The organism is Streptococcus sanguinis, from assembly GCF_008329445.1.
GTDB lineage: Bacteria > Bacillota > Bacilli > Lactobacillales > Streptococcaceae > Streptococcus > Streptococcus sanguinis_O.
The window spans coordinates 33,497-48,040 of record NZ_VIBR01000005.1; the positions used below are offsets into that span (position 1 = coordinate 33,497).

Genomic DNA, 14,544 nt, shown 5'->3' on the forward strand with positions numbered 1-14,544 from the left:
TCCAGAATCGTTTTTAAAATTTTGTTAAAATAGTGAAGAATAGAAATAAGGGAAAAGTACGTATGAGAAAAAAAACGATAGGAGAAGTGTTGAAGCTTGCCCGGACCAATCAAGGGTTGAGCTTAGAGGAATTGTCAAAAAAGACAGATATCCAGCAGGATTTGCTGGAAGCGCTGGAACGAAATGACTATGATTTGCTTCCTAGTCCTTTCTATGCACGTAGCTTCTTGCGGAAATATGCTTGGGCTGTAGATTTGGATGAATCCATTATTTTGGAGGCTTACGAAGCTGGTGAGATGATAGTTTTTGATGAAGTGGCACTGGCAGCAGATGAGGAATTCAGGAGCAGAAAAAATAAAAATAAAAGCTCTTTTCTGCCCTTGTTCTATTTTCTCTTGTTGGCTTCAGCTATTGCTGCTTTCGTGGCATACTATATCTGGAGCTATGCTCACACTAATTCGGTAAGTTTCAAAGCATCTAACAGCAATTATAGTCTGGTGTCTTCTACAAGTACTAATAGTCAGATGGGTTCCTTTTCTTCGGCTGATTCTAAGTCAGTTTCTTCCTCGGCTAGCAAGTTGACAGTTGGTGGAAGCGGAGATAATTTGATTGCTGAGTATAGCGGAGCAAGTCAGCCTGTCAAAGTGACCGTTTCTGTGGAGCAAACGACCAATTTGGTAAGCATAAGCGATTCAGAACTAGCCGAAGGTATCACCTTATCTCCTGAAAAATCAAGCCAGACGGTTGCTCTTGAGCCAGGCAATAAGTATCTTATTACGTTAGCACCTGTTAAAGGGGCAACTGTAACGATAGAGGGACAAAAACTAGATACTTCGGCTTTGACTAGTGATAGTGGAACCATTAGTTTGAACATTACGAAAGGATAGAAACGAAGGGAATCCCATGAAAAAAGAAAATATTCCAAACGCCTTAACTCTTGTCAGGATTGCTTTAATCCCTGTATTTGTTGTGATTTTAACATTCGGTCATTCTTCCATCATGCATATTTTGGCAGCTTTTATCTTTGCTTTTGCTAGTATAACTGATTATCTAGATGGTTATTTGGCTCGAAAGTGGGAAGTGGTAACAAATTTTGGTAAATTTGCTGATCCCATGGCTGATAAGCTTTTAGTGATGTCTGCCTTTATCATGTTGATTGAGATGAAAATGGCTCCTGCCTGGGTTGTGGCTATTATTATTTGCCGGGAATTGGCAGTAACAGGTCTACGCTTGCTTTTAGTGGAAACAGGCGGTACAGTCTTGGCGGCTGCTATGCCTGGTAAAATCAAGACCTTCACGCAGATGTTTGCTATTATTTTTCTACTGATTCATTGGACTCTCTTAGGGCAAATCCTTCTGTATATCGCTTTAATCTTTACGATTTATTCTGGATATGACTACTTCAAGGGAAGTGCCTATCTCTTTAAAGATACCTTTAAATAATATGGAAAATATCATCGAAGTAAGAAATCTTAAGTACAAATACGATAGTGAGTCTGAGAATTACACTTTAAATGATGTCTCCTTTCAAGTAAAAAAAGGGGAATGGCTGTCTATTGTCGGTCATAATGGGAGTGGAAAATCAACCACAGTTCGTTTGATTGACGGTCTTTTAGAAGCGGAAAGCGGAGATATTATTATCTCAGGCGATAAACTGACAGCTGAAAATGTCTGGGAAAAACGCAGACAGATTGGCATGGTATTCCAAAATCCAGATAATCAGTTTGTTGGAGCAACTGTAGAAGACGATGTAGCTTTTGGTTTGGAAAATCAAGGACTGGACTACGATCTGATGGTAGAGCGAGTCCAGCAGGCATTAGAGCTTGTCGGCATGCAGGATTTTAAGGAGCGTGAACCAGCTCGTCTTTCCGGAGGGCAAAAACAGCGGGTAGCTGTTGCAGGTGTGGTAGCTCTGAGACCGGATATTATTATTTTGGATGAAGCAACTAGCATGCTAGATCCAGAGGGACGTTTGGATCTTATCCAGACCGTGAAAAAAATTAAAGATAGTAATCAACTGACCGTCATTTCTATCACTCATGACCTGGATGAAATAGCCTTAAGCGACCGTGTTTTGGTCATGAAAGAGGGTCAGGTTGAATCTACTGCTACCCCGAGAGAACTTTTTTCTCGAGAAGATTTAGAAGAGCTAGGATTGGATCAGCCATTTGTTAATCAGGTAAAGACGGCTTTGCGTCAGTCAGGGATTCCTCTGCCAGACTCTTACTTAACAGAAAAAGAATTGCAGGATCAACTATGGGCATTACTCTCAAAAATGTAAGTTATACTTATCAAGCTGGCACCCCTTTTGAGGGACCAGCGCTTTTTGGGGTGGATTTGGAGATAAAATCCGGCAGCTATACCGCTTTTATCGGTCATACAGGCAGCGGTAAGTCAACCATTCTCCAGCTTTTAAATGGCTTGCTGGTTCCCAATCAGGGCAGTGTTGAAGTAGGCAGTACAGTCATCACAGCTGATTCCGTCAATAAAGACATTAAACAGGTACGCAAGAAGGTCGGTCTGGTCTTTCAATTTCCAGAAAGTCAAGTTTTTGATGAAACAGTTTTGAAAGATGTGGCTTTTGGTCCTCAGAATTTTGGTGTTTCTAAGGAAGAAGCGGAAGCTTTGGCGCGTGAAAAGCTGCACTTAGTCGGAATTTCTGAGGATTTGTTCAATCGCAGTCCTTTCGAACTTTCTGGTGGCCAGATGCGTAGGGTGGCCATAGCAGGTATACTGGCTATGGAGCCTGATATCTTGGTTTTGGACGAGCCGACAGCAGGACTTGATCCATCTGGTCGAAAAGAACTGATGAGGCTCTTTGAAGAGCTGCATCGTGCCGGTATGACCATTGTTTTGGTAACACACCTAATGGATGATGTAGCCAACTTTGCTGATACAGTCTATGTTTTAGATAAGGGCAGAGTCGTCAAGAGCGGTCAGCCTGCTCAGGTCTTTCAGGATTTGGATTTTATGGAGAGTATTCAATTGGGTGTTCCTAAGATTACAAAATTTGCTCACGAATTGGCGGAGAAAGGGATGAATTTCTCGCATTATCCTATTACAATTGAAGAATTCAAGGAGATCTTGCATGGATAAGTTGATTTTAGGTCGCTATATTCCCGGAAATTCAATTATTCATCGTTTGGATCCGCGGAGCAAGTTGCTAGCGATGTTTCTTTTTATTCTATTAATTTTCTGGGCTAATAATCTTGTGACCAATCTGCTGCTGTTTGTTTTCGTTTTTAGTTTGGTCTTGCTGTCCAAGGTTCCTTTGAAGTTCTTTTTAAAGGGTATCCAGTCCATGGTTTTTATCATAGCTTTTACCACCTTGTTCCAGCTGTTTTTGACTTCAGGAGGCGCTACAATTTTTCAGTTTGCTTTTATCAGAATTACAGAAGCAGGACTGTCACAGGCTGGTATTATTTTTAGCCGCTTTATTCTGATTATTTTCTTTTCTACTCTTCTGACTCTGACAACGACGCCCTTAAGCTTGTCCGATGCGGTTGAGTCTTTGCTGAAACCTCTGAAGGTTTTCAAGGTGCCAGCACATGAGATTGGCCTGATGCTCTCTATGAGCCTGCGCTTCGTTCCAACGTTGATGGATGATACTACTCGGATTATGAACGCCCAGAGAGCGCGTGGTGTTGACTTTGGTGAAGGAAAGCTTGTTCAAAAGGTTAAATCTATTATTCCCATTCTAATCCCTTTGTTTGCTTCTAGTTTTAAAAGGGCAGATGCTCTAGCTATTGCCATGGAAGCACGTGGCTATAATGGAGGTGAAGGTCGGACACGTTTTCGCCAATTAGCATGGAAAAGAAATGACAGCTTGGCTATTATTAGCTTACTTATATTAGGTATTCTACTTTATATATTGAAAAACTGATCTGCTGTTTAAAGTGTTTTTAGAGAATAGTATAAGTTAAACTTGTCTATTTTTTGCTTGGTCAAAGAAAATATTTGGCAAAAAAGCTGTAAAAGTCTGTTTTTAACGTCTAAACTAAATGTTCTTGTAACGTTTGACTTGGTAATGTAACTTTTTGGTAATATTTTATGTGTAAGATAGTATTATCACCGAAAGGAGAATTACATTTTAATGAACAAAAAAACAGCAAAATGGACTTTAACAGGTGCAGTCGCTGCAGCGGCTTTCTTGGTTTCAGGTATTGCGAATGCTGAGACCTATACAGTTGAAGCCGGTGATACTTTATCAGCTATTGCTAACGAAAAAAATACAACTCTTGAGAAATTAGTAGAGTTAAACAAGATTGCAGATCCAAATCACATCCGTGTTGGTCAAATCTTGGAACTTGGAAATAGTGCCAAAACGTCTGAAACAAGCGTAGCAGCAACTGCAACTCCCGTAAATAATTATGCAGCACCTGCAGCAACAGCTAATTCAGCAGCAACATCAGGAGGCCTTGTACTTAGCAATGGTAATACCGCTGGTGCAACTGGTTCTTATGCAGCATCACGTATGGCAGAAATGACAGGTGTTCCTGCATCAACTTGGGAAGCTATCATTGCCCGTGAATCAAATGGTCAAGTAGATGCTTACAACCCTTCAGGTGCTAGTGGTCTTTTCCAAACAATGCCAGGTTGGGGCTCAACTGCTACTGTTGATGATCAAATCCAATCAGCATATAGTGCCTACAGTGCTCAAGGGCTTTCAGCTTGGGGCTATTAAGATAGAAACTAAAAAACCACAGATTTCTGTGGTTTTTTAGTTTACATAAAGTTGACAATTTATAAGCAGAAAATGATAGTGTAGATAAAGATTTAAAGGTAACAATCTTATCTAAATTGACAAATGTGTAAAGTTATAAAAAGTGTTCGTTCAATATTTTTAAAATATGCTTGGGAGAATTAGCCAGCAAATCTGCTCCATTTTCTAGTAACTCTCTTTGGCTGCCAAAGTCCCAAAGAACTCCTAGAGTTGAGATTCCTACTTCTTTACCGCCAATTATATCAAACTTTGTATCACCTATAATTATGGTTTCTTCTGGATTTGCATCTAGTGTTCGCAGAGCTCGACGCAGAACATCTGCTTTGTGGAATGAATCTGGAAGTGAGCCAAAAATATCATCAAATTGGTCAGAGATAGCTAGATTTGCTAATAAATCTTGTGCTGTGGGTTGATTTTTACTCGTTGTTACATAAATCTGATAGCCAGCTTCTTTTAACTGTGTCAGCAATTCTGGTATCCCCTCATAGAGACGGACGCCCCAGATGCCTTTTTCCTTATAGAAGCTGCGATAATAGTTAATCGCTTCTGGAACTTGGCTTTCTTCAAGAACAGAGGCGAAGCTTACTTCCAGAGGAGGACCCATAAAACTTTTTATAATACTTTCTTCAGGGCACTCTTTTCCAAGTTGTTTGAAGCTGTATTCAAAGGATTCTTGGATGCCTTTTGAACTGTCAACTAAGGTTCCATCCAAATCAAAGAAGATATGTTTCAAATGACTCATCTTGTCTCCTTGTTTACTATCTAGTAAATCTACTTGACAAATCTGTCAAGGTTATTCTCCAAAGATTTCTTTTGAAAGTCTGCGACCTGTCGGTGTTGTAGCTAGACCACCTTCAGCTGTTTCTCTGAAAGCAGTAGGCAGACTTGACCCGACTTGATACATAGCGTCAATGACTTCATCAACAGGAATTTTAGACTCGATTCCCGCAAGAGCCATATCAGCTGCAATAAAGGCGTAACTGGCTCCCATAGCATTTCGCTTGACACAAGGCACTTCCACCAGACCAGCTACTGGATCACAAATCAAGCCTAGCATGTTTTTGATGACAAAACAAATAGCTTGGCTGGCTTGAAAAGGTGAACCTCCAGCAGCCAGGACTAAAGCAGCTGCACTCATAGCAGAAGCAGAGCCAACCTCAGCTTGACAGCCACCTTCAGCACCCGAAATTGAGGCGTTATTGGCAATAACTAGGCCAAAAGCGCCTGCAGCTAATAGAAAGTTTAGCTGTTCTTCTTCTGAGAGGCCTAATTTTTCAATGGCTGATGTAATGACAGCAGGCAGACAGCCAGCGCTGCCTGCCGTTGGTGTAGCACAAACCAAGCCCATTTTAGCATTGTGTTCATTTACAGCAATAGCATTTTTTGCAGCAGTCAGCACAGTGTGGTCTGATAAAGCCTTTCCTGACTGGATATAGCGGTCAAGTTTTGCTGCGTCTCCTCCAGTCAATCCGCTGCGAGACTTGCTCTCATCAAGTCCAAGAAGGACAGAGGCTTTCATGACTTCCAGATTGCGATGCATCAACCGCAGGACTTCATCTCTTTCACGACCAGTCAATTCATACTCGGTAGCAATCATCAATTCAGCAACATTTCCTTGGTAATCTAAATCAGCTTGCTCTACCAATTCTTTGATGGAATAAAACATATTTTCTCCTATTTAAAGAAATTCACATTGTGCAGATGAGGAATATTACGGATTTCATCAATGGCTTCCTCACAGCTGCGGCTGTCAACTTCAATAATCATAATCGCTTTTTCTCCAGCCTTCTCACGTGTAACATTCATCTGAGCTATATTGATATTGTAGCGTGACAGAGCTTCGGTGACATGGGCAATCATACCAGGGACATCCTGGTGGACAATAATGATGGTCGGAGTATTCATGCTCAGAGATACTGAAAAGCCATTCAGCTCTGTTACTTGAATGTTGCCGCCACCTATAGAGACTCCAGTCACACTGATTGTTTTATGGTCATTTTTAATTGTAATCTTTGTCGTATTTGGGTGAGGTGCATTGCTATCCTTTTGAATGGTCCAGACAATCTTGATGCCTCGTTTATGGGCGATTTCAAGGCTGTTAGGAATCTCTGGATCATCTGTATCCATACCTAAAATCCCTGCTACAAGAGCCAAGTCAGTTCCGTGACCTCGGTAAGTTTTGGCAAAAGAGTTAAAGAGCTGGAACTCTACTTCCGTAGGCTCATCGTTAAAAATAGAGGAGACAATTTTTCCAATACGGACGGCACCTGCCGTATGGCTGCTTGATGGACCTATCATCACAGGTCCGATAATATCAAAAACAGATTGAAATCTTAGTGAAGTCATGATTTCTCCTTGCAGCTTATTTATTATTTTCATTATAACAAAGTTAAGGGCTTTCTGCTGATTTTTTAAATGAATTAAAAGTGGATATTATAAAATTTCATTAGAGAGGAAAGTAAACGAGAAAATCAATGAATTTACAACTTTGTAAATATTCTTTACAGTTGATAATTCTAGTTGAATTTCTGATTTGTTTTCCTAGGCCTTTCATGCTATAATAGGCCTTGCTCAAGCGACCTTCAATCGTTGAAAGCACAGCACGACCTTCAATCGTGAAATAACGAAAAGATGGGAGAACACAATGAGTGATAACTCTAAGATTCGTGTCGTTGTTGGTATGAGCGGAGGTGTTGATTCATCAGTAACTGCCTTGCTCTTGAAAGAGCAAGGTTACGATGTAATTGGCATCTTCATGAAAAACTGGGACGACACAGATGAATTTGGTGTCTGCACAGCCACAGAGGACTACAAGGATGTAGCAGCTGTTGCAGACCAGATTGGCATTCCTTACTACTCTGTCAACTTTGAGAAAGAGTACTGGGAACGTGTTTTTGAATACTTCTTGGCGGAATACCGAGCTGGTAGGACTCCAAATCCAGATGTTATGTGTAACAAGGAAATCAAGTTTAAAGCCTTCCTTGATTATGCCTTGACACTGGGTGCAGATTACGTTGCAACGGGTCACTATGCTCAGGTGAAGAGAGACAAAGATGGCTTGGTTCACATGCTGCGTGGCAAGGACAACAATAAGGATCAGACTTACTTCCTAAGCCAACTATCACAGGAACAACTGCAAAAGACTATGTTTCCTCTGGGTCATTTAGAAAAGCCAGAAGTTCGAGCAATTGCTGAAAGAGCTGGTTTAGCTACAGCTAAGAAAAAAGACTCGACAGGTATTTGCTTCATTGGTGAGAAGAATTTTAAAGAATTTCTGAGTCAATATTTACCAGCCCAGCCGGGTCGCATGATGACCTTGGAAGGCCGAGATATGGGCCAGCATGCTGGCTTGATGTATTATACTATTGGCCAGCGAGGTGGTCTTGGAATTGGTGGTCAGCACGGGGGAGATAATGAGCCTTGGTTTGTGGTTGGAAAAGATCTAAGCCAAAATATTCTTTACGTAGGTCAGGGCTTTTATCATGACAATTTGATGTCAACCAGTCTTGACGCTAGTCAGGTTCATTTCACAAAAGAAATGCCAGAAGAATTTACTATGGAATGTACAGCTAAGTTCCGTTATCGTCAGCCGGATTCCAAGGTGACAGTTACTGTAAAGGGTGACAAGGCAGTTGTCAACTTTGATAAACCACAAAGGGCTATTACTCCAGGTCAAGCAGTCGTCTTCTATGATGGAGATGAGTGCCTGGGTGGAGGCTTGATTGACAGAGCTTATAAGAATGGTCAAGTCTTGCAATACATTTAGATTGACAATTCAGCTCAATCTGCTAAAATAAGATAAGCAATACCTATGATGGTCAAAGCTCATGGATGTTGCAGGCTTTTTTGTCCTGCACTTCTAGAGATTTGGCCTTTTTTGGTGAAAAAATGAAGGAAAAAGAAATGTCACACAATTTTACTGAAAGTTATGATATTATCGTGATTGGAGCAGGGCATGCTGGGGTTGAGGCATCGCTTGCTGCTAGTCGAATGGGTTGTAAGGTTCTTTTGGCAACCATCAATATTGAGATGCTGGCTTTTATGCCCTGCAATCCATCTATCGGAGGGTCTGCAAAAGGCATTGTCGTTCGTGAAGTAGATGCTTTGGGCGGAGAGATGGCCAAGAATATTGACAAGAGCTATATCCAGATGAAAATGCTCAATACTGGTAAAGGACCCGCTGTTCGGGCTCTTCGGGCGCAGGCGGATAAGGAAGTCTACTCCAAAGAAATGCGGAAGACTGTCGAAAATCAAGAAAATCTGACTCTGCGGCAAACCATGATTAATGAAATCTTGGTAGAAGATGGTAAGGTCATTGGGGTTAAGACAGCGACGCAACAGGAATATGCAGCTAAAGCTGTCATTGTTACGACTGGAACAGCCTTGCGGGGAGAAATTATCATTGGTGATCTCAAGTATTCATCTGGTCCTAACCATAGTCTAGCAGCAATTCCTTTGGCTGATAACCTGCGGGATCTAGGTTTTGAAATTGGTCGTTTTAAGACAGGAACGCCACCGCGTGTCAAGGCATCATCTATCAATTATGATGTGACTGAAATTCAGCCAGGAGACGAAAAAGCCAATCATTTCTCTTACACTTCTCGTGATGAAGACTATGTGAAAGATCAAGTGCCTTGCTGGTTGACTTATACCAATGCAGAAAGTCATGAAATTATCCAAAATAACCTGCATCGTGCTCCTATGTTTTCAGGTATCGTTAAGGGTGTGGGCCCTCGCTATTGCCCGTCTATTGAGGATAAGATCGTCCGTTTTGCAGACAAGGAACGCCACCAGCTTTTCTTAGAGCCTGAGGGACGTGATACGGAAGAAGTTTATGTACAGGGGTTGTCAACCAGTTTGCCAGAAGATGTACAGAAGGACTTGGTTCACTCTATCAAAGGTCTAGAAAATGCTGAGATGATGCGGACAGGCTATGCCATTGAGTACGATATGATTATGCCCCACCAGTTGCGGGCAACCTTAGAAACCAAGAAAATTTCAGGACTCTTTACAGCAGGGCAGACCAATGGAACATCTGGTTATGAAGAAGCTGCAGGTCAAGGGATTATCGCTGGGATTAATGCGGCCTTGAAAATCCAAGGTAAGCCGGAGTTGATCTTGAAGCGCAGTGATGGTTACATTGGAGTCATGATTGATGATTTGGTGACCAAGGGGACCGTAGAACCCTATCGACTTTTGACCAGCCGAGCTGAATACCGTTTGATTCTCCGTCATGACAATGCCGATATGCGTTTGACAGAGATGGGACGAGAAATTGGTCTGGTAGATGATGAGCGCTGGGCTCGTTTCGAGATTAAAAAGAATCAATTTGACAACGAGATGAAGCGTTTAGAATCTATCAAACTAAAGCCTGTTAAGGAAACAAACGCTAAGGTAGAAGCGCTTGGCTTTAAGCCTCTGACGGATGCAGTGACTGCCAAAGAATTTATGCGGCGTCCGGAAGTATCTTACCAAGATGTAGTTCAGTTCATTGGTCCGGCGGCAGAGGAGCTTGATGAAAAGATTATCGAGCTGATTGAGACAGAGATTAAGTACGAAGGATATATTTCCAAAGCTCTCGATCAGGTTGAAAAGATGAAGCGTATGGAAGAGAAGCGGATTCCAGCTAACATTGATTGGGATGATATTGACTCGATTGCGACAGAAGCGCGACAGAAGTTTAAGAAAATCAATCCAGAAACAATTGGTCAGGCTAGTCGTATTTCTGGTGTCAATCCAGCAGATATTTCTATTTTGATGGTTTACCTAGAAGGCAAATCTAGAAGTATTTCTAAAAATCAAGCGAAGTAACTCTTGTAAAAGGCTGAGTTTCCTTTGGGAAGCAGCCTTTTTATGTAAGTTTACAATAGGTTTACAATGTTGTAAACTTTGAAAGACTATTTTTCGCTTCCTTTACCATTGTTAAATGCTTTGATTATTGGGAGAAATTCGCTTTTTTCTAGGATTTATGGTAAAATGGCGGAATAAGAGGTCTATGATGAAAAAATTTCGTTTTGCCCCAATTCACTTGGCGATGGCGGGTCTAATTTCCTTTATAATCTTAGCCATCTGTCTGAGGCTTTTTGGTGATAGTTTGGCCATGCTAGCTGCTCTCATGCTTGTGCTGGCTCTTTTGATTGTGCTTTTTATCCAGCAACAGAGAGTATCCGAGCTAGATGAGATTGAGCAGATTCATTATGTCAATCATCAAGCAGAAGGAAGCCTTGCTTCCTTGCTGGATAAGATGCCAGTTGGTGTCATTAAAATCAGTGAAGATAATGGTGATGTAGAGTGGTTTAATCCATATGCAGAACTGATTTTTACAACTGAAGATGGTGATTTTGATGCTGATATGCTCAAGAATATCATGAAGGCTGCTTATTCAGACTCTGGTCATTATGCTACTGTTGGAGACAAGAAATATTCGGTTTACTTGGACCGTGCATCCAGTGTGTTTTATTTTTTTGATGCATCCAATGAATACGAAGCCACCGTTGGTCTGGTAACAACGCGCCCGGTGATCGGGATTATCTCTGTGGATAATTATGATGATTTGGAAGATGTCGTTTCAGACACAGATATCAGTCATATCAATAGCTTTGTGGCCAACTTCGTAGCAGAATTTTCTGAGCAGTTTCACATGTTTTACCGTCGGGTTGGCATGGATCGGTTCTATCTTTTTACGGATTACACAGTGCTGGAACAGCTGATGGAAAATAAATTTTCTATCATTGATCAATTCCGGACGGAAGCTAAAAATCGAGAGCTGTCGCTGACACTCAGTATGGGCTTTTCTTATGGCGATGGCAATCATGATGAAATCGGTCGGGTCGCCCTGCTTAACCTCAACTTAGCTGAAGTTCGGGGTGGGGATCAAGCTGTCGTCAAAGAAAATAATGACAACATGAATCCAATCTTCTTTGGTGGAGGAACGGCGTCAGCTGTTAAGCGCACGCGCACCCGTACTCGGGCTATGATGACTGCGATCTCTGATAAGATTAAGAGTGTGGATCAGGTCTTTATAGTCGGACATAAAAATCTGGATATGGATGCCTTGGGGTCTTCTCTTGGTATGCAGCTCTTTGCTAGTAATATCATTGAGAAAGCTTATGTGGTCTATGATCCGTCTCAAATGGCTTCTGACATTGAGCGGTCCATTACAAAGCTCAAGCAGGAAGGGGCTGACTATCTGGTTCCGCTTTCTGAAGCAGTAAATATGGTGACCAATCGTTCGCTCTTGATTATGGTTGACCACTCCAAGATATCTCTGACGCTGTCTAAGGATTTCTTTGATCAATTCAGTCAGATTATCGTAGTCGACCACCATCGTCGTGATGAAGATTTTCCGGAAAATGCTGTGATTGCCTATATCGAAAGTGGGGCTAGCAGTGCTAGTGAGTTGGTAACGGAGCTGATTCAGTTCCAGAATTCTAAAAAGAACCGTCTCAGCAAGATGCAAGCCAGCATTCTCATGGCAGGTATCATGCTTGACACCAAAGGATTTTCATCTCGAGTCACTAGTCGGACTTTTGATGTGGCCAGCTATCTACGAACTCGGGGCAGTGACAGTGTTGTGATTCAGGATATTTCTGCTACGAATTTTGAGGAATATCGTGCGATTAATGAGCTGATTTTAAATGGCAAGAAGATTCTGCCTAATGTCATTGTAGCAGCTGGTCCAGAGGAGAACACTTACGATACAGTTGTCATCAGTAAGGCAGCTGATACCATGCTCTCCATGTCAGGAATTGAAGCCACTTTTGTTGTGAGCAAGAATACCAAAGGTTATGTGTCTATTTCGGCTCGCAGTCGCAGCAAGATCAATGTTCAGCGAATTATGGAAAAGCTGGGCGGTGGCGGTCATTTCAATCTGGCGGCAGCTCAAATTGAAGGCAAAACAGTTTCTGAGGTCCTTCAGTCGCTGAATCAAGAAATTATGGACCAAGTCATTAAAGAGGAAGTAATAATAGACGAGGAGAAAAAAGGATGAAAGTAATTTTTTTAGCAGATGTAAAAGGCAAGGGCAAAAAAGGCGAAATCAAGGAAATGCCGACTGGCTATGCTCAAAATTTTCTGATTAAGAAAAATTTAGCCAAGGAAGCAACAGCGCAAGCTATCGGAGAACTGCGCGGCAAGCAAAAGTCCGAAGAAAAAGCTCACGCAGAACTAGTGGCAGAAGCTCAAGCTATTAAAGCTAAGTTAGCAGAAGAAGCTACTCTTGTTGAATTTACTGAAAAAGTTGGTCCGGACGGCCGCACCTTTGGCTCTATTACCAGTAAGAAAATAGCAGAAGAGCTGCAGAAGCAGTTTGGCATCAAAATTGACAAACGTCACATTAAAGTGGACTCACCGATTCGCTCCATTGGTCTGATAGATGTTCCAGCGAAAATTTATCAGGATATAACTGGGGTGATTCGTTTGCGGGTTAAAGAAGGATAATAGTGATTTGAAGGAAGGATTTACCGATGGCAGAGATTGATGAACTCCGAGCTCAGCCTCAGGATATTTTAGCGGAGCAGTCCGTCTTAGGAGCCATTTTCATTGATGAGAGCAAACTGGTCTTTGTTCGTGAGTATATCGAGCCTGCTGACTTCTTTAAGTATGCCAATCGCTTGATTTTCAAGGCTATGATTGACTTGGCTGACCGCGGGGATGCCATTGATGCAACGACGGTTCGTAACATTTTGGACAGTCAGGGTGACTTGCAGAATATCGGCGGTCTCAGTTACTTGGTGGAAGTGGTCAATTCTGTGCCAACATCTGCCAATGCTGAATACTATGCTAAAATCGTTGCAGAGAAGGCCATTCTAAGGCGGCTGATTTCACGTCTGACAGAGTCTATCAATCAAGCCTACGATGGCGACCGGCTGTCAGAGGAAATTATCGCCGGAGCTGAAAAAGCACTGATTGATGTCAGTGAAACAGCTAACCGCAGCGGTTTTAAAAATATCCGTGATGTGCTGAACCTTAACTTTGGCAATCTGGAGGCTCGATCTCTGCAGACGTCAGATATCACTGGGATTGCGACTGGCTATCGTGAGCTGGACAAGATGACGACTGGTCTGCATGAGGAAGAATTAATCATTCTGGCGGCTCGGCCAGCGGTCGGAAAGACGGCATTTGCCCTTAATATCGCTCAAAATATCGGAACCAAGCTGGATAAGACTGTAGCCATTTTCTCTCTGGAAATGGGGGCGGAGAGCTTGGTGGACCGGATGCTGGCTTCAGAAGGGGTGATTAATTCTCATTCCATTCGTACGGGGCAACTGACAGATGAAGAGTGGCAAAAATATACCATTGCGACAGCTAATCTGGCTAACGCTAGTATCTATATTGATGATACACCAGGGATTCGGATTACAGAGATTCGCTCGCGGGCTCGAAAACTGGCTCAGGAAACGGGCAATTTAGGGCTGATCTTGATTGACTATCTGCAGCTGATTACAGGAACTGGTCGTGAAAACCGCCAGCAAGAAGTTTCGGAAATTTCCCGGCAGTTGAAAATCTTGGCTAAGGAGCTCAAGGTGCCAGTTATTGCGCTGAGTCAGCTCTCGCGTGGCGTGGAGCAGCGGCAGGATAAGCGACCAGTGCTGTCTGATATTCGGGAATCAGGTTCCATTGAGCAGGATGCGGATATCGTTGCCTTCCTTTACCGGGATGATTATTATGATCGAGCCGGTGAGGAGGAAGAAGGCATTCCCAACAACAAGGTCGAAGTTATTATCGAGAAAAACCGGAGTGGGGCGCGTGGTACAGTAGAGTTAATTTTCCAGAAAGAGTATAATAAATTCTCAAGTATTTCCAAAAGAGAGGACGAATAA

14 protein-coding genes are annotated in these 14,544 nt (G+C 42.3%); 11 read left to right on the forward strand and 3 right to left on the reverse strand.

What is annotated here, in order from left to right; genetic code table 11:
- Positions 1-32: 32 nt before the first annotated feature.
- The 6 genes from rodZ (at position 33) to FKX92_RS10580 (ending at position 4,684) form a co-directional block, all read left to right on the forward strand.
- Positions 33-887, forward strand: a complete 855-nt coding sequence (gene rodZ, locus FKX92_RS10555; RefSeq protein ID WP_149566286.1) for a cytoskeleton protein RodZ — start codon at positions 33-35, stop codon at positions 885-887.
- A gap of 16 nt (positions 888-903) precedes the next feature.
- The gene (gene pgsA / locus FKX92_RS10560) at positions 904-1,443 is read left to right on the forward strand and encodes a CDP-diacylglycerol--glycerol-3-phosphate 3-phosphatidyltransferase (RefSeq protein WP_125382957.1); all 540 of its coding nucleotides are present in this window, start codon (positions 904-906) and stop codon (positions 1,441-1,443) included.
- Between the two features lies 1 nt (position 1,444).
- On the forward strand, positions 1,445-2,281 hold the full coding sequence (locus tag FKX92_RS10565) for an energy-coupling factor ABC transporter ATP-binding protein (protein WP_187759428.1): 837 nt from the start codon (positions 1,445-1,447) through the stop codon (positions 2,279-2,281).
- Positions 2,257-3,096, forward strand: coding sequence for an energy-coupling factor ABC transporter ATP-binding protein (locus FKX92_RS10570; RefSeq protein ID WP_149566288.1), 840 nt, complete (start codon positions 2,257-2,259; stop codon positions 3,094-3,096). Before FKX92_RS10565 ends, FKX92_RS10570 begins: the two co-directional genes overlap by 25 nt.
- Positions 3,089-3,883, forward strand: coding sequence for an energy-coupling factor transporter transmembrane component T family protein (locus tag FKX92_RS10575; RefSeq protein WP_149566289.1), 795 nt, complete (start codon positions 3,089-3,091; stop codon positions 3,881-3,883). The genes FKX92_RS10570 and FKX92_RS10575 overlap by 8 nt, the downstream gene beginning before the upstream one ends.
- Positions 3,884-4,093: 210 nt before the next feature.
- Entirely contained in the window at positions 4,094-4,684 is a 591-nt protein-coding gene (locus FKX92_RS10580) for a LysM peptidoglycan-binding domain-containing protein (protein ID WP_002894257.1), read from the forward strand.
- Between the two features lie 133 nt (positions 4,685-4,817).
- Here FKX92_RS10580 and FKX92_RS10585 read toward each other — a convergent pair whose 3' ends face one another.
- Genes FKX92_RS10585 through sdaAB form a run of 3 tightly spaced genes read right to left on the reverse strand, consistent with a single transcriptional unit; the run spans position 4,818 to position 7,069 of the window.
- Positions 4,818-5,465, reverse strand: coding sequence for an HAD family hydrolase (locus tag FKX92_RS10585; RefSeq protein ID WP_149566290.1), 648 nt, complete (start codon positions 5,463-5,465; stop codon positions 4,818-4,820).
- A gap of 51 nt (positions 5,466-5,516) precedes the next feature.
- Positions 5,517-6,389 (reverse strand): L-serine ammonia-lyase, iron-sulfur-dependent, subunit alpha, encoded by an 873-nt coding sequence (gene sdaAA / locus FKX92_RS10590; protein ID WP_011837715.1) that lies wholly within the window; start codon positions 6,387-6,389, stop codon positions 5,517-5,519.
- An 8-nt stretch (positions 6,390-6,397) separates the two neighbouring features.
- Entirely contained in the window at positions 6,398-7,069 is a 672-nt protein-coding gene (sdaAB, locus tag FKX92_RS10595) for an L-serine ammonia-lyase, iron-sulfur-dependent subunit beta (protein WP_002908339.1), read from the reverse strand.
- Positions 7,070-7,367: 298 nt separating this feature from the next.
- On the opposite strand from sdaAB, the gene mnmA reads away from it, so the two are divergent.
- The 5 genes from mnmA to dnaB all read left to right on the forward strand — a co-directional run bounded on the left by mnmA (position 7,368) and on the right by dnaB (position 14,544).
- On the forward strand, positions 7,368-8,489 hold the full coding sequence (gene mnmA / locus FKX92_RS10600; protein WP_149566291.1) for a tRNA 2-thiouridine(34) synthase MnmA: 1,122 nt from the start codon (positions 7,368-7,370) through the stop codon (positions 8,487-8,489).
- A 137-nt stretch (positions 8,490-8,626) separates the two neighbouring features.
- Positions 8,627-10,534, forward strand: a complete 1,908-nt coding sequence (gene mnmG / locus FKX92_RS10605; protein WP_149566292.1) for a tRNA uridine-5-carboxymethylaminomethyl(34) synthesis enzyme MnmG — start codon at positions 8,627-8,629, stop codon at positions 10,532-10,534.
- 187 nt (positions 10,535-10,721) lie between these two features.
- On the forward strand, positions 10,722-12,713 hold the full coding sequence (locus FKX92_RS10610) for a GGDEF domain-containing protein (RefSeq protein WP_457654770.1): 1,992 nt from the start codon (positions 10,722-10,724) through the stop codon (positions 12,711-12,713).
- Positions 12,710-13,162 carry a 50S ribosomal protein L9 gene (gene rplI / locus FKX92_RS10615; RefSeq protein ID WP_149566293.1) on the forward strand — a complete coding sequence of 151 codons (453 nt, stop codon included), beginning with the start codon at positions 12,710-12,712 and terminating at the stop codon, positions 13,160-13,162. Before FKX92_RS10610 ends, rplI begins: the two co-directional genes overlap by 4 nt.
- Positions 13,163-13,188: 26 nt before the next feature.
- On the forward strand, positions 13,189-14,544 hold the full coding sequence (dnaB, locus tag FKX92_RS10620; protein WP_149566294.1) for a replicative DNA helicase: 1,356 nt from the start codon (positions 13,189-13,191) through the stop codon (positions 14,542-14,544).

What these genes read in the sequence shown, in the direction of transcription:
- FKX92_RS10565 (WP_187759428.1), top strand. Translation starts at nt 1,445, where the DNA reads ATGGAAAATATCATCGAAGTAAGAAATCTTAAGTACAAATACGATAGT.
- FKX92_RS10570 (WP_149566288.1), top strand. Translation starts at nt 2,257, where the DNA reads ATGGGCATTACTCTCAAAAATGTAAGTTATACTTATCAAGCTGGCACC.
- mnmG (WP_149566292.1), top strand. Translation starts at nt 8,627, where the DNA reads ATGTCACACAATTTTACTGAAAGTTATGATATTATCGTGATTGGAGCA.
- FKX92_RS10610 (WP_457654770.1), top strand. Translation starts at nt 10,722, where the DNA reads ATGAAAAAATTTCGTTTTGCCCCAATTCACTTGGCGATGGCGGGTCTA.
- sdaAB (WP_002908339.1), bottom strand. Translation starts at nt 7,069, where the DNA reads ATGACTTCACTAAGATTTCAATCTGTTTTTGATATTATCGGACCTGTG.
- FKX92_RS10575 (WP_149566289.1), top strand. Translation starts at nt 3,089, where the DNA reads ATGGATAAGTTGATTTTAGGTCGCTATATTCCCGGAAATTCAATTATT.
- sdaAA (WP_011837715.1), bottom strand. Translation starts at nt 6,389, where the DNA reads ATGTTTTATTCCATCAAAGAATTGGTAGAGCAAGCTGATTTAGATTAC.
- dnaB (WP_149566294.1), top strand. Translation starts at nt 13,189, where the DNA reads ATGGCAGAGATTGATGAACTCCGAGCTCAGCCTCAGGATATTTTAGCG.
- pgsA (WP_125382957.1), top strand. Translation starts at nt 904, where the DNA reads ATGAAAAAAGAAAATATTCCAAACGCCTTAACTCTTGTCAGGATTGCT.
- mnmA (WP_149566291.1), top strand. Translation starts at nt 7,368, where the DNA reads ATGAGTGATAACTCTAAGATTCGTGTCGTTGTTGGTATGAGCGGAGGT.
- FKX92_RS10580 (WP_002894257.1), top strand. Translation starts at nt 4,094, where the DNA reads ATGAACAAAAAAACAGCAAAATGGACTTTAACAGGTGCAGTCGCTGCA.
- rplI (WP_149566293.1), top strand. Translation starts at nt 12,710, where the DNA reads ATGAAAGTAATTTTTTTAGCAGATGTAAAAGGCAAGGGCAAAAAAGGC.
- FKX92_RS10585 (WP_149566290.1), bottom strand. Translation starts at nt 5,465, where the DNA reads ATGAGTCATTTGAAACATATCTTCTTTGATTTGGATGGAACCTTAGTT.